At 51.3% G+C, this 25,904-nt stretch carries 19 protein-coding genes; 7 read left to right on the plus strand and 12 right to left on the minus strand.

From position 1 onward, the window contains the following. The first annotated feature begins 3 nt into the window (after nucleotides 1-3). Nucleotides 4-2,478 (plus strand): heavy metal translocating P-type ATPase, encoded by a 2,475-nt coding sequence (locus tag AC23NW_RS07230; RefSeq protein ID WP_487448609.1) that lies wholly within the window; start codon nucleotides 4-6, stop codon nucleotides 2,476-2,478. Nucleotides 2,479-2,555: 77 nt separating this feature from the next. Here AC23NW_RS07230 and AC23NW_RS07235 read toward each other — a convergent pair whose 3' ends face one another. The 8 genes from AC23NW_RS07235 to AC23NW_RS07270 all read right to left on the minus strand — a co-directional run bounded on the left by AC23NW_RS07235 (nucleotide 2,556) and on the right by AC23NW_RS07270 (nucleotide 9,060). Continuing rightward, nucleotides 2,556-3,410 (minus strand): pirin family protein, encoded by an 855-nt coding sequence (locus AC23NW_RS07235; protein ID WP_487448611.1) that lies wholly within the window; start codon nucleotides 3,408-3,410, stop codon nucleotides 2,556-2,558. Between the two features lie 94 nt (nucleotides 3,411-3,504). Next, nucleotides 3,505-5,010, minus strand: coding sequence for a M28 family peptidase (locus tag AC23NW_RS07240; RefSeq protein ID WP_487448613.1), 1,506 nt, complete (start codon nucleotides 5,008-5,010; stop codon nucleotides 3,505-3,507). A 28-nt stretch (nucleotides 5,011-5,038) separates the two neighbouring features. Next, a complete protein-coding gene (locus AC23NW_RS07245; protein ID WP_487448615.1) occupies nucleotides 5,039-5,971 on the minus strand; it encodes a CPBP family intramembrane glutamic endopeptidase in 933 nt (310 codons plus the stop codon). A 4-nt stretch (nucleotides 5,972-5,975) separates the two neighbouring features. Further along, nucleotides 5,976-6,422 carry a barstar family protein gene (locus AC23NW_RS07250; RefSeq protein WP_487448616.1) on the minus strand — a complete coding sequence of 149 codons (447 nt, stop codon included), beginning with the start codon at nucleotides 6,420-6,422 and terminating at the stop codon, nucleotides 5,976-5,978. After that, the gene (locus tag AC23NW_RS07255) at nucleotides 6,419-6,907 is read right to left on the minus strand and encodes a guanyl-specific ribonuclease (RefSeq protein ID WP_487448618.1); all 489 of its coding nucleotides are present in this window, start codon (nucleotides 6,905-6,907) and stop codon (nucleotides 6,419-6,421) included. Before AC23NW_RS07255 ends, AC23NW_RS07250 begins: the two co-directional genes overlap by 4 nt. Nucleotides 6,908-7,057: 150 nt before the next feature. Beyond that, the gene (locus AC23NW_RS07260) at nucleotides 7,058-7,354 is read right to left on the minus strand and encodes a muconolactone Delta-isomerase family protein (protein ID WP_487448620.1); all 297 of its coding nucleotides are present in this window, start codon (nucleotides 7,352-7,354) and stop codon (nucleotides 7,058-7,060) included. 87 nt (nucleotides 7,355-7,441) lie between these two features. After that, the gene (locus tag AC23NW_RS07265; protein WP_487448622.1) at nucleotides 7,442-8,071 is read right to left on the minus strand and encodes an alpha/beta hydrolase; all 630 of its coding nucleotides are present in this window, start codon (nucleotides 8,069-8,071) and stop codon (nucleotides 7,442-7,444) included. 47 nt (nucleotides 8,072-8,118) lie between these two features. Then, nucleotides 8,119-9,060, minus strand: a complete 942-nt coding sequence (locus tag AC23NW_RS07270; protein WP_487448623.1) for a ring-cleaving dioxygenase — start codon at nucleotides 9,058-9,060, stop codon at nucleotides 8,119-8,121. A 230-nt stretch (nucleotides 9,061-9,290) separates the two neighbouring features. Here AC23NW_RS07270 and AC23NW_RS07275 point away from each other — a divergent pair, with 230 nt between their 5' ends. From AC23NW_RS07275 to AC23NW_RS07290, 4 genes are all read left to right on the plus strand, one after another. Further along, complete coding sequence (locus AC23NW_RS07275) at nucleotides 9,291-10,043, plus strand: DUF5995 family protein (RefSeq protein ID WP_487448625.1); 753 nt, start codon at nucleotides 9,291-9,293, stop codon at nucleotides 10,041-10,043. Nucleotides 10,044-10,147: 104 nt separating this feature from the next. Continuing rightward, a complete protein-coding gene (locus AC23NW_RS07280) occupies nucleotides 10,148-11,482 on the plus strand; it encodes a dihydroorotase (protein WP_487448626.1) in 1,335 nt (444 codons plus the stop codon). A 141-nt stretch (nucleotides 11,483-11,623) separates the two neighbouring features. After that, on the plus strand, nucleotides 11,624-12,232 hold the full coding sequence (yihA, locus tag AC23NW_RS07285; RefSeq protein WP_487448628.1) for a ribosome biogenesis GTP-binding protein YihA/YsxC: 609 nt from the start codon (nucleotides 11,624-11,626) through the stop codon (nucleotides 12,230-12,232). A 114-nt stretch (nucleotides 12,233-12,346) separates the two neighbouring features. Continuing rightward, on the plus strand, nucleotides 12,347-12,805 hold the full coding sequence (locus AC23NW_RS07290) for a DUF5606 family protein (RefSeq protein WP_487448630.1): 459 nt from the start codon (nucleotides 12,347-12,349) through the stop codon (nucleotides 12,803-12,805). An 81-nt stretch (nucleotides 12,806-12,886) separates the two neighbouring features. On the opposite strand, the gene pyk is transcribed toward AC23NW_RS07290, so the two are convergent. The 3 genes from pyk to AC23NW_RS07305 all read right to left on the minus strand — a co-directional run bounded on the left by pyk (nucleotide 12,887) and on the right by AC23NW_RS07305 (nucleotide 15,219). Next, on the minus strand, nucleotides 12,887-14,323 hold the full coding sequence (gene pyk, locus AC23NW_RS07295) for a pyruvate kinase (protein ID WP_487448631.1): 1,437 nt from the start codon (nucleotides 14,321-14,323) through the stop codon (nucleotides 12,887-12,889). A 223-nt stretch (nucleotides 14,324-14,546) separates the two neighbouring features. Continuing rightward, on the minus strand, nucleotides 14,547-14,840 hold the full coding sequence (locus tag AC23NW_RS07300) for a hypothetical protein (protein WP_487448633.1): 294 nt from the start codon (nucleotides 14,838-14,840) through the stop codon (nucleotides 14,547-14,549). A 79-nt stretch (nucleotides 14,841-14,919) separates the two neighbouring features. Next, nucleotides 14,920-15,219 (minus strand): hypothetical protein, encoded by a 300-nt coding sequence (locus AC23NW_RS07305; protein WP_487448634.1) that lies wholly within the window; start codon nucleotides 15,217-15,219, stop codon nucleotides 14,920-14,922. 416 nt (nucleotides 15,220-15,635) lie between these two features. Between AC23NW_RS07305 and AC23NW_RS07310 the strand changes: the two genes are divergently transcribed. Continuing rightward, entirely contained in the window at nucleotides 15,636-16,559 is a 924-nt protein-coding gene (locus tag AC23NW_RS07310) for a protein-glutamine glutaminase family protein (protein ID WP_487448635.1), read from the plus strand. Nucleotides 16,560-16,592: 33 nt separating this feature from the next. On the opposite strand, the gene priA is transcribed toward AC23NW_RS07310, so the two are convergent. Next, nucleotides 16,593-19,106, minus strand: coding sequence for a replication restart helicase PriA (priA, locus tag AC23NW_RS07315; RefSeq protein ID WP_487448636.1), 2,514 nt, complete (start codon nucleotides 19,104-19,106; stop codon nucleotides 16,593-16,595). Between the two features lie 240 nt (nucleotides 19,107-19,346). Here priA and AC23NW_RS07320 point away from each other — a divergent pair, with 240 nt between their 5' ends. Next, on the plus strand, nucleotides 19,347-25,817 hold the full coding sequence (locus tag AC23NW_RS07320) for an SdrD B-like domain-containing protein (protein ID WP_487448637.1): 6,471 nt from the start codon (nucleotides 19,347-19,349) through the stop codon (nucleotides 25,815-25,817). The last annotated feature ends 87 nt before the right edge of the window (nucleotides 25,818-25,904 follow it).

Here is a 25,904-nt window from a genome sequence, read left to right on the forward strand (position 1 = left end):
ACCATGATTGCCTCGCCGACTGAACCGAAAACCGCAGAAGCCGTAAAATGCTATCACTGCGGTGCTGACTGTCCTGAAACCTTACTGATTGCGGATGATAAACCGTTTTGCTGCGATGGCTGTAAAACGGTTTATACGCTATTGAATGATAGTGAATTATGCCAGTATTACCGCCTTGATCAACATCCTGGTGTATCACCGGATAAGGAATATTATGCAGGTAAATTCGCTTATGTAGACTTACCGCAGGTGCGGGAAAAACTCATTGACTTTGCCGATGAAAACCGCACTTCAGTAACGTTCTATACGCCGGGTATGCACTGTAGCTCCTGCATTTACCTGCTCGAAAACCTGCACCGGCTCCATCCGGGTGTACTTTCGGCCGTCGTGAATTTTCCGGAGCGGAAAGTACGGATTCTGTTTCAGGAGGCTACACTATCGTTGAGTGGGCTGGCCGATCTGCTGACCCGCATTGGCTATGAGCCGTACATCAGCCTGCATGATCTGGACGGGAAGCAGCAACGGCGGCAACGGCGACGTAGACTGGCGCAGATCGGGGTAGCCGGCTTTGCCTTCGGGAACATCATGATGATGAGCTTTCCGGAGTATTTTGCGGTCGGGGAGTGGTCGAAAGAGAAATCGCTGGGCGACCTGTTTGTCTACCTGAATCTGTTGTTATCCCTGCCGGTGCTGCTGTTCAGTGCGCAGGACTTTTTTACATCTGCGTGGCAGGCACTGCGGGGCCGCTACCTGAATATTGATGCCCCCATTGTCCTGTCTATACTTATTACCTTCAGCCGGAGTCTATATGAAGTGGCAACACACACGGGCCCGGGCTATTTCGATTCGATGACGGGTATTGTGTTCTTTCTGCTGATTGGCCGATACTTACAGGACAGAACCTATGCCCGTTTGTCGTTTGAGCGGGATTATACCTCGTACTTTCCCCTGGCAGCCACTGTGAAGCAGGGACCTGCCGAGCGGCGGGTACCGGTGACCGAGCTCCAGACGGGTGACCGGCTCTACATCCGGAACCAGGAACTGATTCCGGCCGATGCACGGTTGCTGAGCCCGGAAGCGATGATCGACTACAGCTTCGTAACCGGTGAATCGGAGCCGGTAAGCCGGCAGGTCGGTGAGTTGCTCTATGCCGGTGGGCGACTGGTTGGTCAGGCGGCCGAAATGGATGTCGTTAAACCCGTTTCGCAAAGCTACCTGACGCAGCTCTGGAATCACGATGCGTTCCGGAATCAGGATGCTGATGCCGAAGCCAAACGACTCCGGTCGTCGTTGCCGGATAAAATCAACCGCTATTTTACACCGGCGGTGTTTACCATTTCATTGAGCAGTTTTCTGTTCTGGACATTACAGGGTCAGGTGCTCCTGGGGTTAAATGCCGCTACCGCAGTACTAATTGTGGTCTGTCCGTGTATTTTGCTCCTGGCGCATACATTCACGGATAGTAATCTGGTCGGTATTTTTGGCCGGTACGGTTTGTACCTCCGGCAGGCGGGTGTGATCGAGAAACTAACCGGTATCACAGCGGTTGTGTTCGACAAAACCGGGACGCTGACCCAGACAAACGCATCAACAGTGCATTGGGTGGGTCTAGCTGAGGGGACTGAAGACGATAATGAGTTAGCCGATGAGCTGAAAAGTATCGTTCGGGCACTGACCGGCCATTCGGTGCACCCGTATAGCCGCCGGATTGCCGGTTGGCTGGATGCCTGGCAACGGCGTGTGCCTCTGAAGAACTTCCGCGAAGTAGCCGGGGCGGGTATCGAAGCGATGGTCGACGGACAACGGATCCGGCTTGGCTCGGCCGGCTTTGTGGGTTATGACCGCACCGTACCGGATACCGCCGGTAGTCATACCTTTCTGGCTGTTGATCAGTATGTATTGGGCTATTTCAGCATCCGGAATCCGTATCGCAATGGCGTTGAGGGGTTGGTTCAGCAACTGGATCAGGAAAACATAGCGCAGTTCGTACTTTCCGGCGACCGTGATGCCGACCGGACCTACCTGACCCGCTTGTTTGGTAAAGCCGATCATCTGCATTTCCTGCAAAAACCGGACGACAAGCTGCGGGTTATTCAGGGGCTCCAGCAAAAAGGGGCTCAGGTGCTGATGGTAGGTGACGGGTTGAATGATGCCGGTGCGCTTCAGCAAAGCGAGTTGGGTATTGCCGTCAGTGATGACCTCACGACGTTTTCACCCGCCTGTGATGCCATCGTCCAGGGCGATCAGCTGGTTCGTTTACCGCAATACATCAAGCTGGCCCGTGCGGGCATGTGGGTCCTGAAATTCTGTTTCGGAATCTCCCTGCTCTATAACTTTGTCGGCATTTCCGTGGCTGTGCAGGGGCATATGGCACCGGTTGTGGCTGCCATTCTGATGCCGGCTACTTCGCTGACCGTTATTTTGCTGTCAACCATTACGTCAAATATCATCGCGAAGCGGCTATTCAAAAAGCTGTAGCACGGAATATCATTCCGTGCTACAGCTTAATTGTAGGTTGTGTATGAATAAGAGAGCGGAATAGCATTCCGCTCTGACTAATCTTCAATCAGAATACCCATTTTCCCTTTCCGGAAGTCGCGGTAGGCTTCCATGATCTGAACATCGTTGTTCATGACAAACGGCCCCTGCGCCACAATCTGCTCACCAATAGGCTCGCCCGACATCAGCAGCGCGCGGGTGTCTTCAAGTGCTTCGAGCGTAATGTAATCGCCGTCGCTGCTGAAGGTAACCATGTTCTTGCCGGTGACGAGGCGGTCGCCGTTGACTTTGGCGTATCCGTCGAGAAGGTAAACAAACAGGTTATGACTGGCCGGAACCGGTATATCAATAGTGCCGCCCGCCTGCATGTGTATCGTGCCGGAGTTGATCGGCGTAAAGGTCGGAATCGGGCCTTGCAGCCCCAATAAGTTACCGGTTACCACATTTACCACTACTTTCCCGTCGGTACTGGCGCTTGTCGGCGTCTGTTCTTTCGTCAACGGGTAGTACGACGGCTGATCCATTTTATTCGCTGCCGGCGTATTCACCCACATCTGAATAATTTCCTGCTCTGCCGTTAACGGGCGTTCACTGTGAATGATACCCATACCGGCGTTCATCCACTGAGTGCCGCCTTCATACACCGTTCCATCATTCTGGCGGCTGTCCCGATGCCGTACACCACCTTTAAACACAAACGTTACCGGCGAAAATCCCCGGTGCGGATGCGGATCAACACCGGCTTTCTGAAGCTGTTCGTCAGGGTCAGCAATGGTATGGGCATGGTGCAACAGCACAAACGGATCAAGATACGGTAAACGGTTAGAGGGCAGGGGTTGCCGTACGTGTAATTTACCCATATGCATCATTGGTGCCGGTAATACCTGGTTGATCGTACGTGGCGTTTTCATAGTATTCGTGTTTATGTATTTAATGTATATACATTGAATTTTATAAAAAGATTCCCGACTACTCAGGAATGTTCCGGAGCAATCGGGAAGGGGATTAGTTACCGTAAAGCGATTTACCGGCCGCTTCGTATTTATCGCCGGCAATCCATTTCGGTGCTGTTTGCCGGTCCGCAATTAAGCGCCCTGCATAGGCAAATGACTGACAGAACCGGTGTACATAGCCAAAATCGAGTGATTCCGGATTGTCGATGGCCTGATGGTAATACTTGCCGATCGCCGCATCAAACGACTTGAAACCAGCTGAATACGTAGGTGCCGGAACGCCTTTTGCCGCGAAGCTAACGTTGTCAGAGCGGTCGAACAGGCCTTGTTCCGGTGCTGGTTCGGCAAATACGCCGAGTCCGAATTGCTTAGCTGCGGTTTCAATTTCTGCTTTGGCTCCGGTACGTTCCAGGCCAATGACCGACACAATCGTCGTATCGTTATAGCCCGCCCCGTCGGAGTTCAGATCGAAAATGGTTTGTTTGAGCGGAATCAGCGGGTTTTCGGAATAGTACCGGCTACCTTGCAGTCCGATTTCTTCACCGGTCAGGGCCAAAATCAGAATCGACCGTTTGGCAGGTTTGATGCTGAACGCTTTGGCCGCCGTCAACAAGGATACCGCACCCATCGCATTGTCGCGGGCACCGTTGAAAATACTGTCTTCGGGCGTATAGCTGCCACCGCCCTGCTTGCCAACCCCGACATGATCGAAGTGGGCCGACAGTACTACGTATTCGTTTTTGAGTTTAGGGTCAGACCCTTCAATCACACCGGCCACGTTCGCGGATGCGGCGGGTACCTTTATCCGGCCGGAGGTCCGGAGCGTGACAGAGGCATTCGGGTCTTTCAGACGACCGTATTTGTTATTCTGATTATTGATCCAGACATGGGTTACGGCCGGACCGTTGGCGGCCATCGCCAGCGAAATCTGTTCGCGGTTAAAGTTCTGGGCCACTAAACCCCACGAGACCGACTCACTGTATAGTTCGATGAGGGCCGCAACGCCTTTTTCGGTCGCTAATTTACGTTTGCTGTTCGAGGCACGGAAGATTTCGCCGGGGCTTTTGGCTTCCGGTGATCCGCCCTGCACCACCACAATTTTGCCTTTTACGTCACGGCCTTTGTAGCCGTCTTCGCCGTCGGTAAGCCCGTAGCCGGCATAAACTACCTGACCGCTCAGGTCGGTGGCCCCGCCAGCCATTACCAACAAATCTTTACCGAGCCGGAGTGTATCTTTATCCGTAACCAGAATACCGGAGCTGGCCGCTTTGACGCGCTCAAACGGAATCCGCTGGAAATAGTCGGCCTGGCCGGGGGCTGGTTTCAGGCCCAGCTGGCGGAACTGCTCGGCAATATACCGGGCGGCTACCCAGTTGCCGGGATCGCCGGTGCGACGGCCCTGTAGCTCGTCAGAAGCCAGAAAACGGGTCTGGGCTTCGACTTCGGCCCGGGTAATGCTTTGTTCCGGCAGCAGCTGGCCTGATTTTTTGCCTTGTGCCAGGGCAGCTGGTCCGATTAGACTTGTTGAGAAGGCTAAGGAAAGAAAAAGAGTACGCATTCGATTACAGTTCTGAATATATGGCAAGTTACAGCGCTTTCTGCAAAAAAGCAGCACCGTCCATCAGCCACGCAATGCCTAAGTGAATCAATAAACCGCCCCAGATGCTGCGCGTATACAGGGCCAGAATACCAAGCAAGTACCCGCCAAACAAGGACGAAATGGTTTCGCCCATTGGCTTACCGAAGTGGATGCACGCATAGGTTACAACCATCGGCAAGACCACGCCTGTTCCCATAATGCGTTGCAGGCCGATCACCAGAAAGCCTCTGAACAACAGTTCGGTCGGTACAAAGTCCCAGCCATAACAAAGTTCATAAACAACAGCTGTGACCCACTGCGGCACCCCGAGTACTTCGTCGGCGCCGGAGTCTTTGTAGCTTGGATAATAACTCAGAAAGTCGGCCTGAAAGGAAGCGATCGTTACGAGGGGAATCATGATCAGGAGCATGGTCGCATACAGCCACAGGCCATCCCGTTTCGGCGTAAGGCCGTAAAAGTCAGGTTGGTCCCGATCCCGGATCCGGTAGTAAAGGTAGAGTGGCAAAACCAGCGTAAAGACCGAATGGATATTGCTCAGGCATTTATAGGCATAGTAATAAATCTGCCCGTCAAGCAGTTGCCGGCTCCAGTCATTATAGGCGTAGAAGCCGGCATAAAAGGCATACACGCCGAGCCCGAACAGACTATGCTGCCAGAACCGGCGCTGTTGCAGAATCCGTTTCTCCGGATGAAAGCGGTTCCAGAGCAGCGCCGTGCCATAATAGGCTGTTGCATACAGGAGGAAATACAGCACCGGCCGCAGCCAGCTGCCGCGGAACGAGTCGATAAACCCCCGTTCAATTCTGAAGGTGTAGTTCAGCCCGATCAGTAACGCAGCAAACAGGGCGGTGAGGCCATAAAGCCCTGGTCTGAAATCGGCTTGTATGTGGTTGCGGATATAGCGTATCAGGGCGCGCATCGGATTAGCCCAGCTCGGCCAGTAGCTTGTAGTCTATATTTTCGTCAGTCAGAAACTTCCGGATACGCGGGCTGTCTTCGAAAACGATAATCAGCTCCTTTTTCTCCAGCAATTCATCGTCTTCGGCCCATTTCCAGTCTTCGGCCGTAGCATCGAGAATATTCAGGACGCTGCCCATTTTGGCCGGGTCACGTTCCTTGCTGATCAGATCGCCGGTATTGGTGAAATAAAGCACAATCCGGATGTCTTCCAGCCATTGCAGGTCATTGAGTGAATCGTTGAGGGCGTCGAGGTTGAAGCCGAAAACCGGAAATTCGAGTACATCGGCAATTTGTTCGTAAAAGAGCCGCAGGGTGCTTGCTTTCTGTCCGTCGATGTGGGCAATAAAATCGTTGCCAAAGTATTTTTCCAGTTCGGCTTCCGACTGGCTGATAAGTATATTCGGTGTCATTTTACTTCGATAAAGGTATTATAATGATCATTGGTGTACCAGCTGCGGCCATCGGAGCCGGTGACCAGCCGTTCGGTACCACGGTTTTTGCCCTGTACTTTGGGGTTAACATCCCACTCCTGATAGTCGATGCGCCTGCCCGACAAATCCTGACGGGGCAGGTGTCCTTCGAAATTACCGAAGCGCCGCCCGCCGACATAGCCATCCATTGCCCGTCCGCTTTTTTTCACGTAAGCCAGAACATCATATGCCTTCCGGGGGACGGTTCCCGACCGTACCTGATTACCCGACTCCCGCTGTCCGGCCTGTTGCTGTTGCCGGTCCCGGTCATTGTTTCGGTGCTTTTTATGTTTCCGGTGGCTCTTCTGCTCCTGATTAGCCGGCGGATTGTTGTCGTAGCTGGTTGAGGTATGGCAGCTGCTGCCAATCAGTAAATACGCCAGCAGAAACCAGATTCGCCAGCATCGGCGTAGTAGTAAAGACATAGACAAAGAATTAACCACGAGGATACGAAGGTAAGAAGATACACGAAGAAAACCCTTGTCTGCGCGACAAGCAAAAAGGCACTGAGCCAATAAAAAACACAAACGTTGTGCTTCTTATCGCCTTAGTGCCTTCGTGGCCTTATTAAAACTCTAATTCAACGAAAAGAGAGGAATCCGCGCTGCCACCATGTTATGGAACATAAGTTCGGTCACGGTTGGATCCATGTATTCAATCAGCGGAAATTCGGCAATGGTTTCCATCGCCTCCACCTCAGATTCTGCCTTCAGGATACACCATAGCTTCTGACGGTCGGCCGAAAGAGAATACGACAGAATCTTACCGCTTTCCATCAGTTCATTAATTTTCAGTCGCTGTGCGGGTATTCGCTGGATGAACTCCGCACCCATGCTGGCCGGAAGTTCAAATTCAATCATGTATTGGCTCATAGTGATTGAGGTAAATGTCCCTGCTATATAACCGGTAGTTTTTACATAACGTTCGATTTGCCCGGCCATTACCCCAATACCGGTCAGTTATTGACCATTTATCAGCGCATTGACGATTTTCAGTTCATCGTCGTTGATCGTGTGCGGGAAATTCGGGTACAACTTCGCCGTTACGTCAGCACCCATCCGCTGATAAACTTTTTCGGTTTCCAGTACGCGTCCTTTCGGAATATGCGCATCAGTATCGCTACAGCCCAGGAATACGGGAGTCTGATCAAAACTGCCTGTGTAGTCACGGGATGTTCCGTCAGGCCCGATCAGGCCGCCGCTCAGGCCGAAAATACCGCCATAGCGCATCGGGTTGCGGGCCAGAAATTCCAGCGTCAGACAGGCTCCCTGTGAAAAGCCCAGCCAGTAAATCTGCGACGGCTTCAGGTTAAAGTCCGACTGCAAACGGGCCCGCAGCATTTCCAGTACGGTGAGCGCCGATGAAAGGTACGGCTCATTTTGTTGCAGCGGCTGCAAAAAAGAGTACGGATACCAGGTGTGCTGGCTGGCTTCCGGCGCAACAAAGGCAAACTCCTTGTCGTCGATGTAGTTCGACAGCGAAAGGATGTCTCTGGCCGAGCCGCCCCGGCCGTGCACCATCACCATTACTTTGGTGGCTTCTTCCAGCGGTTTGCCTGCTGTCAGAATATTGTCAGGGTTGTGAATCATAGCATTAAGGACGGGTTACCTGTTGTCAGGCAACCCGTCCGGTTAAATTATTTGACTTGAATAGGAGGGAGCGCCGCTTCAATTTTGGCCCGGCGTGGTTCATACCATTCCGGTAATTTCAGCGTGGTTCCCAGCGAATCGACCGGTTCGTCGACCGAGAAGCCTGGAGGGTTTGTCGCTACTTCGAACAGAATACCACCTGGTTCGCGGAAGTAAATGCTATGGAAGTAGTTCCGGTCAAGAACCTGTGTCGGCTGAAAACCGGCCTCGGTTAACTTCTCCTGAATCGCGATCTGTGACTCATCAGTTTCGGTAGCGAACGCCACGTGGTGAACCGTACCGGCACCCTGAGCACCCCGCAGTTCGTTTGGCGAATGCTGTACATCAACGTAGGTACCGGCTCCACCATTAGCGGTAGCCTTGAACCGGAAACGGCCGCTTTCTTCAGCCACCAGAATATGGTTCATGGCACCCGTCAACAGTTCGATGGTTTTATCGACTTTGGCTTCATTCAGCGTGACGGTATGAAAACCGCGTATTGCGTTTCCGGCCGTAATCGCCGGTGTTGCCCAGCCTTTGCGTAAATCATTATCATCAGTCACAAGTTCAACGCCCATGCCGTCGAAATCTTCGAAGCGGATATATGTTTCGTTGAACCGGCGGTATGGTCCGGCAATCGGAATATGGAATTCAGTAAGCCGGTTAACCCAGAAACTCAGTGACGCCGTCGGGATCGTAAACGCGGTATAGGTTAACTGACCTGTACCTTTTCGTCCGCGTGGTAAACGACCATACGGGAAAAAGGTCATGATCGTACCCGGTGAACCGGTTTCGTCGCCGTAATATAGGTGATAGACATCCGGTGCATCAAAATTAATGGTCTTCTTTACTAACCGAAGGCCAAGAATCTCGGTGTAAAAGTCAACGTTCCGCTGCGCGTCGCCAGCGATGGTTGTGACATGGTGAAGTCCTGTGATGAGCGTTTCCATATGTCTTAACGTGTTAAGTGTTTCGAATTGTTTCTGTAAATATAATGTAAATACATTTAATGTAGATACATTTAAATTAAAAAAAATGTTCAATCTGATTCAAAAAAAATAGAGTAACTGCTTTTTGGAAGTCATATTGACTGGTTTTCAGTATTTTGCTGCAACATAGTTCTTTTTTAGACGATACTATCTAACTGCTTTTGTCCGGTGCTAATCACCACAATCCTGCTATGACACTCCCTGCTACTATTGATGATGTCCTTAAATCACTCGACCGGATCATCCTGCAAACCAGACAGGAGCGTTCGCCGATGGGCTATTTTGCCTGCCTGTACCGGCGCATGACGGCAGCCGTGCTGGAAGGAATCCGGACCAGCAAGTTTCAGAATGCTGACCGGATGACCAGGCTGGATGTGCTGTTTGCTGACCGCTATCTGACGGCGTACGATCAGTTCCGGCAGAAGAAACCCACGACGCAGGCGTGGCAGGTAGCGTTTGAGGCTTGCCGGCGGAATGAAATTACAGTAATCCAACACCTGTTATTAGGTATCAACGCGCACATAAACCTTGACCTGGGCATTGCGGCCGCCCTTACCAGTCCCGGCGAAGCGATTCATGATCTGGAAAAAGACTTTAACATGATTAACGGAGTCATTGCTTCACTGACGCGGACCGTTCAGGATGAACTGACCCAAATCTGGTTTCCGATGCGGCTGCTCGACCGCATCACGGGTAATGCCGACGATGATCTGATTAATTTCAGCATTGGGGTTGCCCGTGCAGAAGCCTGGCGCGTTGCCACGGATCTGGCATTTATGACCGAAGCACAGCAGAAGCCCTATATCGTAAGTCTTGACAACCGGATTGCAACGCTGGGGCGTAAGGTGGAAAACCCGTCGTTTTTGCAGGACGCTACCCTGAAGCTGATCCGGTTGGCCGAGCTGAATGATCCGCGCCGGATTATTGATGTTCTGGCTACCTGAGCCGGATTGTCGGCCGGCTAAGTGACACCGAATTAATGGCTAAGCGAGCGACTTCGCGGGAAGCCTCCTATCTTTGCGGCCGAAACGCCTTCTTTCGTGCTGCTATGACTATTCTATTGCTTAATACCTGCCTCGTTAACGAAGGCAGGATCACAGAAACAGACGTACTTATTGAAAACGGACTGATCGCGCAGATCGCTCCGGATCTTTCCGGCCGTCAGGCCGACCGTGTTATTGATGCCAACGGTAAGTATCTGTTGCCGGGTGTCATCGATGATCAGGTGCATTTCCGGGAGCCGGGGCTTACCCATAAAGCGACGATCAGGTCAGAATCACGGGCTGCCGTTGCGGGTGGAACTACCACCTTCATGGAAATGCCGAATACCGTGCCCAATGCACTGACCCAACAGCTGCTTGAAGACAAATACCAGATTGCGGCTCGGACGGCGTTTACCAACTACTCCTTTTTTATGGGAGCTTCGAACGACAATCTGGACGAGGTTTTGCGGACTGACCCGCGTACCGTGTGCGGGATTAAGGTATTTATGGGATCATCAACCGGCAATATGCTGGTCGATAACGAAGGTACGCTGAGCGGTTTGTTTTCACAGAGCCCCATGCTGATTGCAACCCACTGCGAAGACGAAGCCACTATCCGGGCTAATGCAGCCCGCTACCGCGACGAATACGGCGAAGAGGCTCCGGCCCGCATTCACCCGGTTATCCGGAATGAAGAAGCGTGTTACAAGTCATCGTCGATGGCCATTGCGCTGGCAAAAAAATACAATACCCGGCTGCATATCCTGCATATTTCAACGGCCGACGAGCTGAGTCTGTTTGAGAATACGCTGCCGTTAAGCCAGAAGCGGATCACATCCGAAGTATGCGTGCACCATTTGTGGTTCGATGCCGGCGACTATGAGCGGTTAGGAAACCAGATAAAATGTAATCCGGCGATTAAGGCGGCGCACCACAAGGAAGAGCTGCTGAAGGCGTTGCTGGACGACCGGCTCGACATCATCGCTACTGACCATGCCCCCCACACTTGGGCCGAAAAACAACAACCTTACTGGCAGGCGCCTTCAGGCCTGCCGCTGGTGCAGCATTCCTTGCTGATGATGCTCGACTTCGTGCAGCAGGGTAAGCTGCCGATCGAGACCGTTGTCCGTAAGATGAGTCATGCCCCTGCCGACTGCTTTCAGATTGACCGGCGCGGGTACGTGCGCGAAGGCTATTGGGCCGATCTGGTGCTGGTTGACCCCGATCAGACCACAACCGTAACCAAAGACAATGTGCTGTTCCAGTGTGGCTGGTCGCCGCTCGAAGGGCAGACGCTGAAAGCCGCCGTTACACACACCATCGTATCGGGCGAACTGGTTTACGAAAACGGTCAGTTTCTGGCCACGCGGGCGGGGCAGCGCGTGCTGTTCGACCGGTAATTCCATCCGGAACTCAGGCAGGTTGTGGCGCCGTGCCGCAACCTCTTTTCTTGTTTGTCCGTAATCTTTGCGACCTTTGTACCGGAAAGGCATACAGACGTCGCTCACGACGTCTCATTTATGTAGTTGCCTGTCAAGCATATGGAAATAAAAAACGCTGAATTTATCATCAGCAACACAGATATTACGAAATGCCCGAAGCCGGATAAACCTGAGTACGCGTTTATCGGCCGGTCAAACGTCGGGAAGTCATCGCTGATCAACATGCTGACGGGACGGCATTCGCTGGCAAAAATTTCCGGTAAGCCGGGCAAGACCCAGGTGATTAACCACTTCCTGATTGACAAGACATGGTATCTGGTCGATTTACCGGGCTATGGCTATGCGCAGGTCAGTAAAACCGACCGTGAGAAATTCGCCGTCATGATCGACTCGTACCTGACCGGCCGGCCGAACCTGCTTTGCACGTTTGTACTGGTAGATTCACGGATCGAGCCCCAGAAACTTGACCTTGATTTTATGTATAACCTCGGTGACCGGGGCATTCCGTTTGTGATTGTCTTTACCAAAACCGAGAAGCTGAAATCGGGCGCCTTGCAGAATGCGAAAGACCGGTATAAGGAGAAAATGCAGGAAATGGGCTGGGATGATATTCCCGAAATTTTCGTCACATCGGCAACCGCAAACCTGGGCAGGAAAGAAATTCTGTCGTTCATTAACCCCCTGAACGAGGAGTTTAAATCATTGTAATCAAGGTGCGTTAGCGCAACCAAGCGCAAAGTAGCGTATCTTTGCGCCTTTATTTAGCCAACTATAAAACAATACGTCTGATATATAGACGTTATAGGATTAGAGTCATAACACATGGAAGGTCTACGACAGATTGCCAACATCGCCGGTTACAGCGGCTTGTATCGGATTTTGAAGCCCAGCCGGGCCGGTGTGATTGTTGAATCGCTGGATGCTAAGAAAGAAAAAACTATGATGGGACCGACCGCACGGGTGTCGGTACTGCATGATATTTCCATTTATGTTGACACGGCCGACCAGTCAGTGCCACTGGCTGAGGTATTGATGGCTGTTGCAGAGAAATTCGGCGACGAATTACCGACAGACGCCAAAGGGTCAAATGCCGAGCTGGCTGACTTTATGTCGGCTGCCGTTCCAGACTACGACCGCGAGCGTGTCCGCGTATCAGATATTAAAAAGCTGGTTTCCTGGTATTCAATTCTGCGCCAGTATGCCCCTGAGCTGTTCGAAGAGAAAGCTGCTGAAGGTGAAGCAACTGAGGGCGAAGAAACCGAAGCCGGCGAAAACGCATAACGATTTCCATTTTTCAGTGAAAATAAAAAGCCGCGATTGGCCATTTGGCTTCGCGGCTTTTTCTATGCGGTTCAGGTTGTGTTAGTCAACTACACTCAGCTTCACCGTGTTGGTTTTGCGGTGCTGCGACAGCGGCATGCTCAGTGTATTCACAAAAATATCGCCGGAAGCCAGTACGCCCTGCTCTACCAGAAGCGCCTTGATCTGATCAACGGTCTGATCAACAGTGCTTTCTTCTTTTGGCTGGAACGGCAATACCTGAACGCCCCAGTACAGACCGAGGGTGTTCATCAGCTGGCGGTTTGTTGTACACACATACAGACCGGCTTTCGGGCGGTGATGCGATAAACGAATGGCTGTGTAGCCCGATGTTGTAATACCGATGATGGCTTTTGCTTTTGTATCACGGGCCAGACGGCAGGCGCTCATAACAACATTGTCGTTCAGGACTGTCGCTGACGGCTCTTCGTTGACGTGTGCGTGGTAGCGGAAATACAGCTGCGCAGCCTTGTCTTCCACCTCGGCAATCGTCCGTGACATATTTTCAACGGCCAGAATCGGGTATTTGCCGGAAGCCGTTTCGGCGCTGAGCATAACCGCGTCGGCGCCATCCAGTACGGAGTTTGCGATATCGTTGATCTCAGCACGCGTCGGGCGCGGGGCGTCGATCATGCTTTCGAGCATCTGCGTGGCTACGATAACCGGTTTAGCCGCACGGTTACACTTTTCAACGATCATTTTCTGGATCATTGGTACTACTTCGGCCGGCATTTCAACGCCGAGGTCACCACGGGCAACCATGATTCCGTCTGTAGCGGCAATGATTTCGTCGATGTTGTCGATGGCTTCAGGCTTCTCGATTTTCGCGACAACGCGGCTCTTTTTACCCTTCGCCTTGATATATTCTTTGATTTCAATGATTTCCGACGCTTCACGAACAAACGAAAGAGCGATCCACTCCACGTTGTTCTCCAGGCCGAAATCAAGGTCAGCGTAATCCTTTTCAGTTACAGATGGCATCGAGACCCGCGTGTTAGGCAGGTTAACCCCTTTTTTCGATTTCAGCGGGCCGCCATAGACCACTTCCGTGATCACATCGGTTCCATCAACACCAATTACTTTAACTTCCAGTTTACCGTCGTCAAGCAGAATGCGTTCGCCATGCTTAACGTCCTGGTACATACCCTTGTACGGTGTACTTACACGATCGGCTGTTCCGATTACTTCTTCATTGGTAAAGACTAGCTTATTGCCGGGCAGCAATGTGACGCCCTCATCTTTTTCAACCTTACCAATCCGGATCTTAGGACCTTGTAAATCCTGCAGGATGCAGAGGTTCAATCCGTGCTCATCGTTCAGTTCACGGATTCGCTGAATGCGTGAAAGGTGCTCTTCGTGAGTACCGTGTGAAAAATTAAGCCGGTAAACGTTCACGCCGGCCTTGTGCAGTGCCAGCAGTTGATCTTTCCCTTCGGAAGCCGGGCCTACGGTGGCAACAATCTTGGTTTTTTTATTCATGGAGGCAAGAGAAAATTGGCAAGACGTACCAAAAACAGGGGCAAAAATAACGGGCTTCCCGGGATTTGTATGTAATTTTTTTGCGAATGCCTGATTTTACTAAACTTTAAGCGCTTTTTGAGGTTCTTTTCTGCTGCGGAATCCGTTCTGCGTCAGGCTGTAAAACAGCAAGCCCGCTACAGAACAGATTCCGCAGCGGGCTTGCTTACTTATCACTCAAACGTTAAATCGTTTCTTCTGTTTCTGGTTCCGGTTCGTCAACGCTCAGGTTATTGGCTTTGGCAAACTCATCGCGCTGGCCTTCGAAGTGATCAAAGATTCCGGCGATAGTATCCAGATTCTCAGCAATTTTTGAATGCATATCTCCCAGAGTTTTCTCCAGATACGAATCATTCAGGTTCATGTTGTCGGCCTCAATCTTAGTAATTTTTGCGATCAGGGCCGTTTGGCTGTTCTGCAAATCCTCTAACTCACGAACAATTTTGTTCATTAATTCGAATTTCTTTGCTTTGTCCATTTTGTCTATTGTTGTTGAGTACTATAGATAAAACGCCATACCGGCAAGAAAGTTTAGAAAAAAAACGAAAAAGGTGACGTTAATACGTAAGCTCAATGCCAAAATCACTGATCCTGACCGCCGCTTCCGGAGCATGTTGCCGGCGGACTTCATCGGCAATGCGGGCCATAATTTCGGTGCGCCGGTCACTCGCCTGTCTCGACTTGGCGCCCCGGCAATAAAACGCCCACTGATCATTGCCGGGGACAAAGATGACAACACTTTTAAAGAAATGCTCGTACGCAAAGCGTAGCGAAATGAAGGGTTCACGATAGTTCACCCATCCGGATAGTCCACTCTCTTCCATTTCTACGGAATAATTGGTCAACGGGCTGGCCATAGCAGTCGGGTTGATACAGTGGTCAATCAATTTGTTCGTTTGTATTTGTTGTTTCGTAAATCTGTTCTCTATAGGCAAAAAATGAGCGTTTGGGGTAAAGATGATGTTTTCCGCGCCGACGTTGCACGGGGCAAAAAAGAATTTGCGCAAGTACCCGCCGGCAGCCACTGCGTGCGTATCGCTCTAAAGTCCCGTAAGCGTAATTAATTCCCTGCCGGAGCCGGTGTGGAGAAGCCGGAAAAGCGTTTTGTACCGGTCTGAAAATTAGTGGAAAGCATTTTTCCGGCAAAGATTTATGGTACAGAAGGTCGGTTCGCGTGAAAACAGGTTTCTGAAAAATTATTTATGTAAAAAAACTGTTCTTAAAGAGAGATTTTTTGGAACTTTGAGAAGCAATTTAACTGCCTTTTTCTCCCTTGTTTACGCCATCAAACGACTTAGGCTTATGTAGCACATCCGCTTATGCTTTCCCGGACGAAATGACCGCTCTTTTCAGAGAGGTAAGAAAGCACCTACATGGTACTTACCTGTATCCGCAGGGCAATTGCCATAACGTAGCCCATGTGGCATCCCTGGTACTCAGCAAGCAAGGGATACCGAACCGGAAAGTCTGGCTTTTCTCGCCATGCCGGTATAAAACAGGGGCTTATGAAGCCATTTGTTTACCCGACCCCAACGGTATCACCACCGACGGGATGATTTCGTGGGGATATCATGTGGCAACGCTGGTTGAGGATCCGCTCGCAGGCGAGCTGGTCTATGATTATTTTATTGATGCTGAACGCCCGCTGCGGCTTCAGGAATGGATCAGCATTCAGGGGCTGTCCACGTACCAGTTACGGGTTGAGCCTGCGCACAACTATCTCTTTTACTCCGAATCAACGCCGGGACAGCTTGAGAGCCTGTTTACCGGTGAGTTTTTCCGCTATGAAGGAGAAGCACTCGAAGGAGAGTGGGTAGCCAAAGGCCTGGCCGTGAACCAGACGGCATACGACTTTTACCTTGAAGAAATTAAAGACCGTTCTGAGGGGCAGCTGCGGTCTGATTACCAGGCGCTGGTTGAGAATATAAACACATTCGAAACCATTATCCGTGATCAGCAGGTGCCGGCTGTATTACCCGCCGGATTGGTACACAAACATCATCGGCTGCTGGCGCATTATCAGCAACGATACGAATACTATTTAGCGCGCTGGCGGACACAACTGCCGCTCCTGGAGCAACCTGAGCCGGTTGCCCGTCAGGCTGAGGAAGCCTTTGCGCATTTGCCCTACTCGTGGCATACCAGAAGCTATGTACACGACGAGTTGATTCTGAATAACTCAATGGGGTTGAACTAACCGTAAAAGCGAGGCTCGCCTCGCTTTTCTCGTTTACATGCAATCCACATCGGCAACGATGGACACCTGTCTGAGCCCTTTATCCGTCAGGATATCGTTGATGCGCTCCTGAATAAAGGCCTTGACGGCTTTCATATTTACCGGACCGCGTTCAATCTTAATCATAATATCGTACAGGAACTGGTTGCGGATGCGCTCGACCAGCGGTTCTTCCGGGCCCAGTACGCGGGTGCTCCCGAGCCGGTCGGTGAGTTCTGCCGCCAGCCGTTCGGCGGCCTGCCGGCAGATTGCCTGCTCAAAGTGCCGGACCGTCAGCTTGATCAGCCGCGTAAACGGCGGGTAGCTGTATTGTTCGCGTTCGAGAAGCTCTTCGGTATATAATCCTTTATAGTCGCCGGTAATTACTTTCTGCAAAATGCCTTGTTGCGGATTACTGGTCTGGATAAGTACCTTGCCCTGGCGCCCACCACGGCGGCCTGCCCGCCCGCTCACCTGTGTAATCATCTGAAAGGCCCGCTCGGTAGCTCTGAATTCCGGGAAATGAATCAGCCGGTCGGCATCGAAAATCCCCACGAGCGAGACCTTATCAAAATCGAGGCCCTTGGTGATCATCTGGGTTCCGACAAGCATATCAATTTCTCCCTGTTCAAATTCCTGGATAATCTGCTGGTATGCGTTTTTCGCACGGGTTGTGTCCAGGTCCATGCGCAGTGTTTTTGCATTCGGGAAAATAATCTGTAGCTGGTCTTCGAGCTTTTCAGTACCATAGCCCATAGTACGCACTTTGGTGCTGCCACAGGTCGGGCAGAGACGCGGTACTTCTTCCTTGTGGCCGCAGTAATGGCACCGGAGTTCGGCTGCCCGCTGGTGATACGTCAGGCTGACGGCGCAGTTGGGACATTCCGAGGTCCAGTCGCAGTCTTCGCATTGCAGATAGGGAGAATACCCGCGCCGGTTCTGAAACAGGATACTCTGTTCCTTACGCTCCATGTTTTGTTCCAGCGCCAGGAGCAGGGCCGATGAAAATTCGTTTTTCATCGTTTTCTGCTTTTTCTCCTGTTTGGTGTCAACCAGCACGATTTCGGGCAGGGTAGCTTCACCGTACCGTTTAAACAGTTCGACGAGCCCGTACCGGCCCTGCTGCGCGAGATAGTAGGTTTCGATCGACGGTGTTGCTGAACCGAGCAGTACTTTGGCCTGCTGCCAGTGTGCAATCATGATCGAAACGTCGCGGGCGTGGTAGCGCGGAGCAGGGTCATGCTGTTTATAGGATGTCTCGTGTTCTTCGTCGACGATGATCAGGCCCAGGTTATCGAACGGCAGAAAAACGGCCGACCGGACACCGACCACAAACTGGTATTTGCCTGACAAGACGCCTTTCCAGACCTCAACCCGCTCGTTATCGGAAAATTTAGAGTGGTAGATCCCCATCTTATCACCGAATACTTTTTGCAGGCGTACCACAATCTGGGTGGTCAGCGCGATTTCGGGCAACAGGTAGAGGGCCTGGGAACCACCGTCGAGCGCCTGCTGAATCAGGTGAATATAGACTTCGGTTTTGCCGCTGCCCGTAATGCCATGCAGCAACACGACATTCTGCTGCTCAAACTGACTCATGATCTGACTGGCGGCAGCTTGCTGGGCATCGGTCAGTTTTATCTCCGCCTGCGATGCCTGAATCTCGCTGAACCGAGGCTGTATGACTTCGAAGGTTTCAAAAACCTGGTTTTTAATCAGGGTTTGCAGCGACGACTGTGAAAGTTCGTCATCCTGATTCAGAATGCCCTTGTCAAGTCCTTTCCGGTTGAGCTCAGGGTTACGCAGCACGGGAATATGGCTCAGGTAGCGCATGACGACCTCCTGCTGTTTCGGCAGCTTTTCGAGCCGGTGGATGAGCATCATCAGCTGAGCCTGCTCCTCATAATCAGTGTGTAACCGGATTTTTCGGATCATTTTCGGGGTATACTTCTCGCGTACTTCCTCGAAAATGATTACCGCCTTTTTACCGACCAGTGACTTGATTACGGTTGGTACGTTGATGTCACCAACTAGCCTTCCCAGTTCATCATAAGATAATGCTGGATGCTTTTTTAGTTCTTCAAGTAACTCTTCTTCTGAGCTCGTTAATAAATCTTTATGATCAAAATCAGGGTTATACTGCACTTTAGACTGGCTCGATATCTTTAATCCCGACGGTAGCGCAATGTTCATGACTTCGCCGATATAGCACATGTAATAGTCTGATATCCAGCGAAATAATTCAAGCTGATAGCCGGTTACAAGCGGGTATTCATCCAGTAATTCAAGGATATAACGGGCCTGATACTGGCTTGGTGGCGTGTTATGGAGCCCTGCTACCACCGCTGTAAAGACTTTTCCCTGCTTTTTACCGAAAGGGACAATAACTCTGGCACCAATTTTGATCATATCTACTAGTTCACGAGGTACCCGGTAAGTAAACAGCTTCGGAACTGGTATTGGCAGAATCAGTTCTGCGAAGAAAGTCAATTCTTCTTCGTTGGAATGATAGTATGTTAATTCTAGCAATGTACTACTTAGGTTTGTGCTGAATACGACACAGGAAGTAAAGATAGCTAAAGGCGTCTGAATTCCTGGCAAGAAGTTTGCTTACAGACCCTGTGATTTCATGTTTGATCGTAGCGAGTTCTTTGGTTTCCGGTATTCAGCACGATTAATATGACAGCTTATACATTTACCCACTATGTGATAGAGATTTTATACGTTTAAAACAGCCTCTTAATGTATATGAGAAAACTCTATTCAATAATGCTTTCCAGAAGTTGCCTGGTCGGTATTATGATATGGCTTGGGTGGTTTGTCGTTTTACCGACACATGCCCAGGTTAGTGGTTTTGTGTATCGCGATTTTAATGCCGACGGTGTCCGGACAGATACCCTGCCGATTGAGCTGGGTATGGCCAACATCACCGTAAGACTTTTTCTTGACCGAGCCACACAACCAATTAGTACGACGACCGGTTCCGATGGGAGGTATTCCTTTTCGGCCGCACAAGTGCCTTCTGGCAGTGTGTTCCGTCTTGAGTTTGTCAATCTGCCGACAGGATTCTTTGCTACACCACATGGTGCTGACAACCGCACAACGGTTCAGATCGGTGTAGCGCCGGCAACCGGTATGAGCGTAGCAATTAACCATCCGGCGGATTACTGCGAAAGTATTCCGATGTTGGTTACACCTTGTTATGTCAATGGTGATCCGCTTAAGACAACGTACAACGATGGTACGCCGATCCCGCAAAGCCAGCAGACCGCAACCGGGGATGTGTTGGTGGCATATCCCTATACGGCAACCGGTGTAGCCGGTAAAGATGGCATTATGCCAACTCACCTTGCATTTGGCGCCGAAACCGGTGCACTGTGGGGTGTTGCCTACCAGCGTCGCTCAAATACGCTATTGTCGGCTGCCGTTATCAAACGACATACTGGTTTAGGGCCTTTAGGGACGGGTGGTATTTATCAGACAGATATGACCACTTACCTGACAAGACCATATCTGGATGTCCAGACGCTTGGCATTAACACGGGCGCTAATCCGCACAGCGGGTTACTTGGCGACAAGTTGATGGCTAACTATGACTCCGTTGCCATGAACGCCGTCGGGCGCGTCGGCATCGGGGGGCTTACTATTTCTGACGATGATAAAGTCCTGTATTTTGTAAACCTATATGACAAGAAGGTCTACGGAATTACACTTAATGTACCGGCCCGCAATTTTATCGGTTCGCCGATTACCCCTACAGCGGCGGATACAATTTCCTGGAAAATTCCTGATTCTGGCTGCGTAAATGGCAAGTTCCGTCCATGGGCAATTCAGTATTATCGGGGCAATATTTACGTTGGCGGGGTTTGCTCAGCCGAAAGCGGCGATCCTGCACATCCTTATGCTGACACTAGCGCATTGCGCGGTGTTATTTATAAGTTTAATCCGGCTCAGGGGCGTAATGCACCATTAACGGAGGTGTTATCCTTCCCGCTTTCCTATACGCGCGGCTATGCCGATGGCACAGACAGCTGTGCTAACTTCAAATACTGGCTGCCATGGTCGGACTTGTTCCCGAAAAGTTGTAACAACAACAAACACGTGATGTGGCCGCAGCCGATGCTTTCTGACATTGTCTTTGATGTCGATGGGTCTATGGCTATCGGGATGCTTGACCGGTTTGGCTTTTTGTCGGGCCGGCACAACTTTGCGCCTACCCAAAACGATAACGGAAAACTATACGATGGTTTCTCAAGCGGTGATATGCTCCGTGCCTATAATAACAACGGAACCTATCAGTTGGAGCGTAACGGTCTGGCGGGGCCGTTGCTGGGCAGTGGAGCGAACAGCGGTCAAGGCCCCGGCGGTGGAGAATTCTATGGCGATGATTATTGGCTGATTTCGTCAAACGGTAATTTGTTTGTCGGACATGATGAAATCTTCAATGGTGGCCTGGTGATGGTGCCCGGCAAAGGCGAGGTACTGACAACGGCCTATGACCCGCTAACGGATGTGTATCAGTCGGGTGGTATCCGTGCCGTCTTTAACCGGAACGGGCGGACCAATCGTGGTTATGTGCTGTATGCTGATGAGCCCGGTACATTTGGTAAAGCATCAGGTCTGGGCGACTTAGGTGTCGTCTGTGGTGTTTCACCATTTGAGATCGGTAACTTTATCTGGTTTGACGACAACCGGAACGGTATTCAGGATCCATACGAAAAGGGGATACCGAACCTGATGCTGACCCTGCACGATATGGAAAACGGTGGGGTGCAGGTTGGTCAGACCACAACCAGTTCAACGGGTGAGTATTATTTTAACAATAGCAACGTAATCCCTAAGCTATTGCCCAACCACCGGTATCAGGTTCGGCTGAATCCACAGCAACTGGCGGCTTTTACACCTGCTTCAGGACGTCGGGCGGCAGCATTGGCTAGTCAGAGTTTTTACCTGTCTTCGGCTAATCAGATCGACCCGGTAAGCGGTTCTAACCAGATTAACTCGAAGGGGGTTGTGTATGACGATTACTTTGTCATTGACATTACAACAACAGATGTGGGGGAAAGCAACCACCAACTTGACTTATCAGTTTATGCCTGTCCGAACCTGTCGGTTGGGAATGATACGGTAGTTGCCTGTGCCGGTACAACGGTAAGCAGTCTGGTGATCAACGGAAGAAATTTTGCACGGGATGATTCTGTCCGGATCGTTTACTTTGATACACCTCAGTCCGGCACTGCCATGTATGGGACCGGCGGAACCCTGTTGGGAACCTATAAGCCGGTTAATGGTCAGGTCATCGTTAACAACCCGAATTTGCCCGCTGCTGTCGCCGGTGATAAGGTGTATTATATTTATGCGATCATTCACCCGCCGATTCCGGACCCGAATTGTCGCCCATATACATCGATGGTAGCTGTTATTAAGCCTAAGCCGATTGCCACAATTACGGCAGGAACACTATCCTGTTCGGCAGCAACGGCACAGCTTTCGGTGTCGCTGGCTTACGCGAACGGTGCGCCTGTTACAAACGGAACCTATTACTGGGCCGGTCCGAACGGATTTACATCTACCAGCGCAAATCCGGTCGTAACGACAGAAGGGACGTATACGGTGGCCGTATCAACCGGTATCTGTAATGCATTCCCTGGCCAGAATTTTTCGACAGTCGTGGTCAATCGCATTCCGGAGCCACCGGTGAGCGTCAGTATTGTTGAAGCCTATGGAACTTCATTATCCTGCTCAACGTGTGTAGGTAGCTTAAGTGCGGTCGTTTCACCATCGAATGCAACTGTACGCTGGACTGGTCCAAACAACTTTACCAGCAATCAGCTTAACCCAAACGTTGATCGGGAGGGAAGTTATACACTGTTGGCAACGAATACGAACGGGTGCCGGATTGTACAGGACGTAGCCGTTGTGCCCGTCTACACAAAAACAATCAGCGTCACGGCTGCCAGTATCTGTATCAAGGACACGCCATATATTTCGTATACCATTGCAGCTCAGCATTTTGTGCCGCCGACCAACGGAGCCATCATCACGGTGACGAAGTATGTGGGTGGTGATACGGTACTGGTCATGAAAGATCAGCCATTAAGCGGTACGTTCCTTTACCCGGGAGCAGCTGTCGACAACAATGGTGATCCGACCGACTGGCCGGGCTGGCGTTTCGAAAACGGAGAATGGATTCAGGAAGACGACGGGCTGCGGCCACGGGTAGTGGTGCATATCAGCATCAATCCGACAACCGAAGCGGTTGTGTTCTACCCCGACCCAAGTCCGTTGTGTTTGAGCGGGCCGCCGATGGGCCTTGGCGATTTTGTCTGGAAGGATTTCAATAAGAATGGTATTCAGGATGCCGGTGAGCCGGGCGTACCGAACGTACGTGTTGAACTCTACACAGTAACTAACGGTCAGCGCAGTGCAGCACCAACAAGCACAACCCTAACCGACAGCAAAGGCAAGTATTTATTCGACCGCCTCGGCGACGGCGATTACCAGGTCCGGTTTGTGCCAGTCACTTTCCCTTCGGGTTGTACCCTGACGGTAGCTAACCAGGGGGATGATAAGCTGGACAGCGATGCTGATGCAAATGGTTACAGTCAAGTTGTGACGTTAAGCCTGACTGATCCGGTCAGTCCGCGGCCAAACCGTACCATTGATGCCGGGCTGGTGTTTGTGCCTATCGCGGTCACAGTCTGCGAGAATGCCCCTACGTTATTGAGCGTGCCGGGAGCTAACCGCTCTCTCAGGATGATCGCCTCAAAAACACCTTTAGGCCTGACAGAGGTTTGTGCCGGCACAGGCCTGAACCTCGGGACAGCAACTGTGGGTACAAATGGTGTCGCTTCGTTGACCACAACGGCCCTGCAATCAGCCAGCGGCGTAGCCCAGCTATGGTATGTCTATGCAACGACGACCGAAAGCATATCGGTGGGAGCGACGTGTTTGCCTGCTGCAGAAATGCGTATTCTGGTAAATCCGCAGCCGGTACCGCCGGTTATTGTGGAGGCCTTTGGGACGTCATTGTCTTGCTCAACCTGCGTAGGAAGCCTGAGTGCGGTAGTTTCGCCATCGAATGCAACCGTACTCTGGACCGGGCCAAACAATTTTACCAGCAATCAGCTGAATCCGAATGTTGACCGTGAAGGAAGTTACACCCTTACTGCCTCTATCACAAATAGCTGTGGGGTCGCGCAGGCCCGGGCGGTGGTATCGGTCTATACAAAGATGATCAGTGTCACGGCATCGAGTATTTGTATCAAGGATACCCCTTATATTTCGTATACCATCGCTGCCCAGCATTTTGTGCCGCCAACCAACGGGGCTACCATCACGGTAACCAAGTATATCGGCGGTGATACGGTGTTGGTTATGAAAGATCAGCCGCTGAGTGGTACGTTCCTTTATCCGGGAGCAGCTGTTGACAGCAACGGTGATCCGACCGACTGGCCGGGCTGGCGCTTCGAGAACGGAGAATGGATTCAGGAAGACGACGGGCTGCGGCCACGGGTAGTAGTGCATATCAGCATCAACCCGACAACCGAAGCCGCCGTATTCTACCCTGATCCGACACCTCTCTGTATTGCCGGACCATTGATGGGCCTTGGCGATTTTGTCTGGAAGGATTTCAATAAGAATGGTATTCAGGATGCCGGAGAGCCGGGTGTACCAAACGTGCGGGTTGAATTGTATACGGTAACTAACGGTCAGCGCAATGCTACACCAATTAGCACAACTCTAACCGACAGCAAAGGCAAATATTTGTTTGCAAAACTTGGCGACGGCAACTATCAGGTCCGGTTTGTGCCAGCTAGTTTCCCTTCGGGTTGTACCCTGACGGTAGCTAACCAGGGGGATGATAAGCTGGACAGCGATGCGGACGAAAATGGGTACAGTCAGATCGTGACCCTCAATCTGTTGGATCCGGTCAGTCCGCGGCCAAACCGTACCATTGATGCCGGGTTGGTATTTGTGCCGGTTACTGCAACGATCTGTGCCAGTCAGCCGGTAACACTGACGCTGGCCACGGGTAATCAGCCGCAGGCTGTCCGTTTCCTGGCGTCTAAGATACCATTGAGTCTGACGGATGTCTGTGCTGGTGTGGGGCTGAACCTAGGCACTGCAACAGTTGGTACAAATGGTGCGGTTTCGTTAGCAACAAGCTCCCTGACGGCAACGACAGGCACAGATCAGCGCTGGTATGTTTACGTGACTTCTGCGGGAAGTGTTTCGGCAGGGTCAACCTGTCTGCCCGTCGGTGAAATGCAGGTCGTGGCTACACCGGTACCGCAAATGCCGGTAATTCTGGAAGCCTACGGCGGAGCCTTACCTTGTATTGCCTGTCCGGTTACACTCGAAGTGGTTACTGATCCGGCAGATGCCAGCGTGTTGTGGCGTGGTCCTAACAGCTTTACCAGTACGCTGCATACACCGGAAGTGACGCGGGCCGGTTTTTATACGGTAGTAGCTTCTGCTAAAATCGGCGTCTGTAACGTCGTCAGTGAGCAGATTGAAGTTGAGGTATTACCAATTATCGATGATCCGTGCCCGGTGCTGATTATGAGTGGTGATCAAACCATATGTTCCGGTAATTCAGCAACGGCCATTACTGCGAATACGTTTAACGTAAGCTTTGGGAGCCAGATACGGTATGTGGTGTTCGATACGCCTCAGGTCGATCCGGCGGTGATTTATGGAGCTGCGTCAGGAACTGTCATTGCATTAGCAGCGCCGGATGATTTTGGTGCGGTTAGTCTGACATCGACAAACGGAATTTTTGTGAACAACGGGACAAGTACGATCACGAAATACATTTATACCACAGTTTATCCGGAGCCGGCAGATATCAGTTGCCGCCCATACGGCTTCATGCAGGTAAACGTACTGCCGGCCATTGGCGCAGGCGTATCTGTAACAGCCCGGTCAGCGACTTGTTCCGGCCCGATGGCCTTGTCAAATGGCAGTATTGTGATCAGCGGCTTTAGTACCGGAGACCGGTATAGCATTGCGGCGCAGACATCCGGTCTGGTTACCAGCTATGCGGCGGCTAGTCCGATACCGGCAAACGGAATTGTTGCCAGCCAGCTAAATAATCCGGTGAGTCCGCTGACGTATTATGTCCGTGTAATTAACTCCGGTAATTGTTATCAGGACTATACCATTGTACTAACACCGACAAACTGTGTGTGTCCGGCACCGGTTTGTGTACCGATGGTCATCAAGCGGGTGCGCTAAGCTGATTTATATCATCAAAAAGCCTTCTTAGTGCAAACTAACGAAGGCTTTTTGTATGTTAGGAGGTAAAGAATATTCCTGATTTAT

It is taken from the genome of Arsenicibacter sp. R0_47 (assembly GCF_057652235.1).

What these genes read in the sequence shown, in the direction of transcription:
- AC23NW_RS07230 (WP_487448609.1), top strand. Translation starts at nt 4, where the DNA reads ATGATTGCCTCGCCGACTGAACCGAAAACCGCAGAAGCCGTAAAATGC.
- AC23NW_RS07235 (WP_487448611.1), bottom strand. Translation starts at nt 3,410, where the DNA reads ATGAAAACGCCACGTACGATCAACCAGGTATTACCGGCACCAATGATG.
- AC23NW_RS07240 (WP_487448613.1), bottom strand. Translation starts at nt 5,010, where the DNA reads ATGCGTACTCTTTTTCTTTCCTTAGCCTTCTCAACAAGTCTAATCGGA.
- AC23NW_RS07245 (WP_487448615.1), bottom strand. Translation starts at nt 5,971, where the DNA reads ATGCGCGCCCTGATACGCTATATCCGCAACCACATACAAGCCGATTTC.
- AC23NW_RS07250 (WP_487448616.1), bottom strand. Translation starts at nt 6,422, where the DNA reads ATGACACCGAATATACTTATCAGCCAGTCGGAAGCCGAACTGGAAAAA.
- AC23NW_RS07255 (WP_487448618.1), bottom strand. Translation starts at nt 6,907, where the DNA reads ATGTCTTTACTACTACGCCGATGCTGGCGAATCTGGTTTCTGCTGGCG.
- AC23NW_RS07260 (WP_487448620.1), bottom strand. Translation starts at nt 7,354, where the DNA reads ATGAGCCAATACATGATTGAATTTGAACTTCCGGCCAGCATGGGTGCG.
- AC23NW_RS07265 (WP_487448622.1), bottom strand. Translation starts at nt 8,071, where the DNA reads ATGATTCACAACCCTGACAATATTCTGACAGCAGGCAAACCGCTGGAA.
- AC23NW_RS07270 (WP_487448623.1), bottom strand. Translation starts at nt 9,060, where the DNA reads ATGGAAACGCTCATCACAGGACTTCACCATGTCACAACCATCGCTGGC.
- AC23NW_RS07275 (WP_487448625.1), top strand. Translation starts at nt 9,291, where the DNA reads ATGACACTCCCTGCTACTATTGATGATGTCCTTAAATCACTCGACCGG.
- AC23NW_RS07280 (WP_487448626.1), top strand. Translation starts at nt 10,148, where the DNA reads ATGACTATTCTATTGCTTAATACCTGCCTCGTTAACGAAGGCAGGATC.
- yihA (WP_487448628.1), top strand. Translation starts at nt 11,624, where the DNA reads ATGGAAATAAAAAACGCTGAATTTATCATCAGCAACACAGATATTACG.
- AC23NW_RS07290 (WP_487448630.1), top strand. Translation starts at nt 12,347, where the DNA reads ATGGAAGGTCTACGACAGATTGCCAACATCGCCGGTTACAGCGGCTTG.
- pyk (WP_487448631.1), bottom strand. Translation starts at nt 14,323, where the DNA reads ATGAATAAAAAAACCAAGATTGTTGCCACCGTAGGCCCGGCTTCCGAA.
- AC23NW_RS07300 (WP_487448633.1), bottom strand. Translation starts at nt 14,840, where the DNA reads ATGGACAAAGCAAAGAAATTCGAATTAATGAACAAAATTGTTCGTGAG.
- AC23NW_RS07305 (WP_487448634.1), bottom strand. Translation starts at nt 15,219, where the DNA reads ATGGCCAGCCCGTTGACCAATTATTCCGTAGAAATGGAAGAGAGTGGA.
- AC23NW_RS07320 (WP_487448637.1), top strand. Translation starts at nt 19,347, where the DNA reads ATGCTTTCCAGAAGTTGCCTGGTCGGTATTATGATATGGCTTGGGTGG.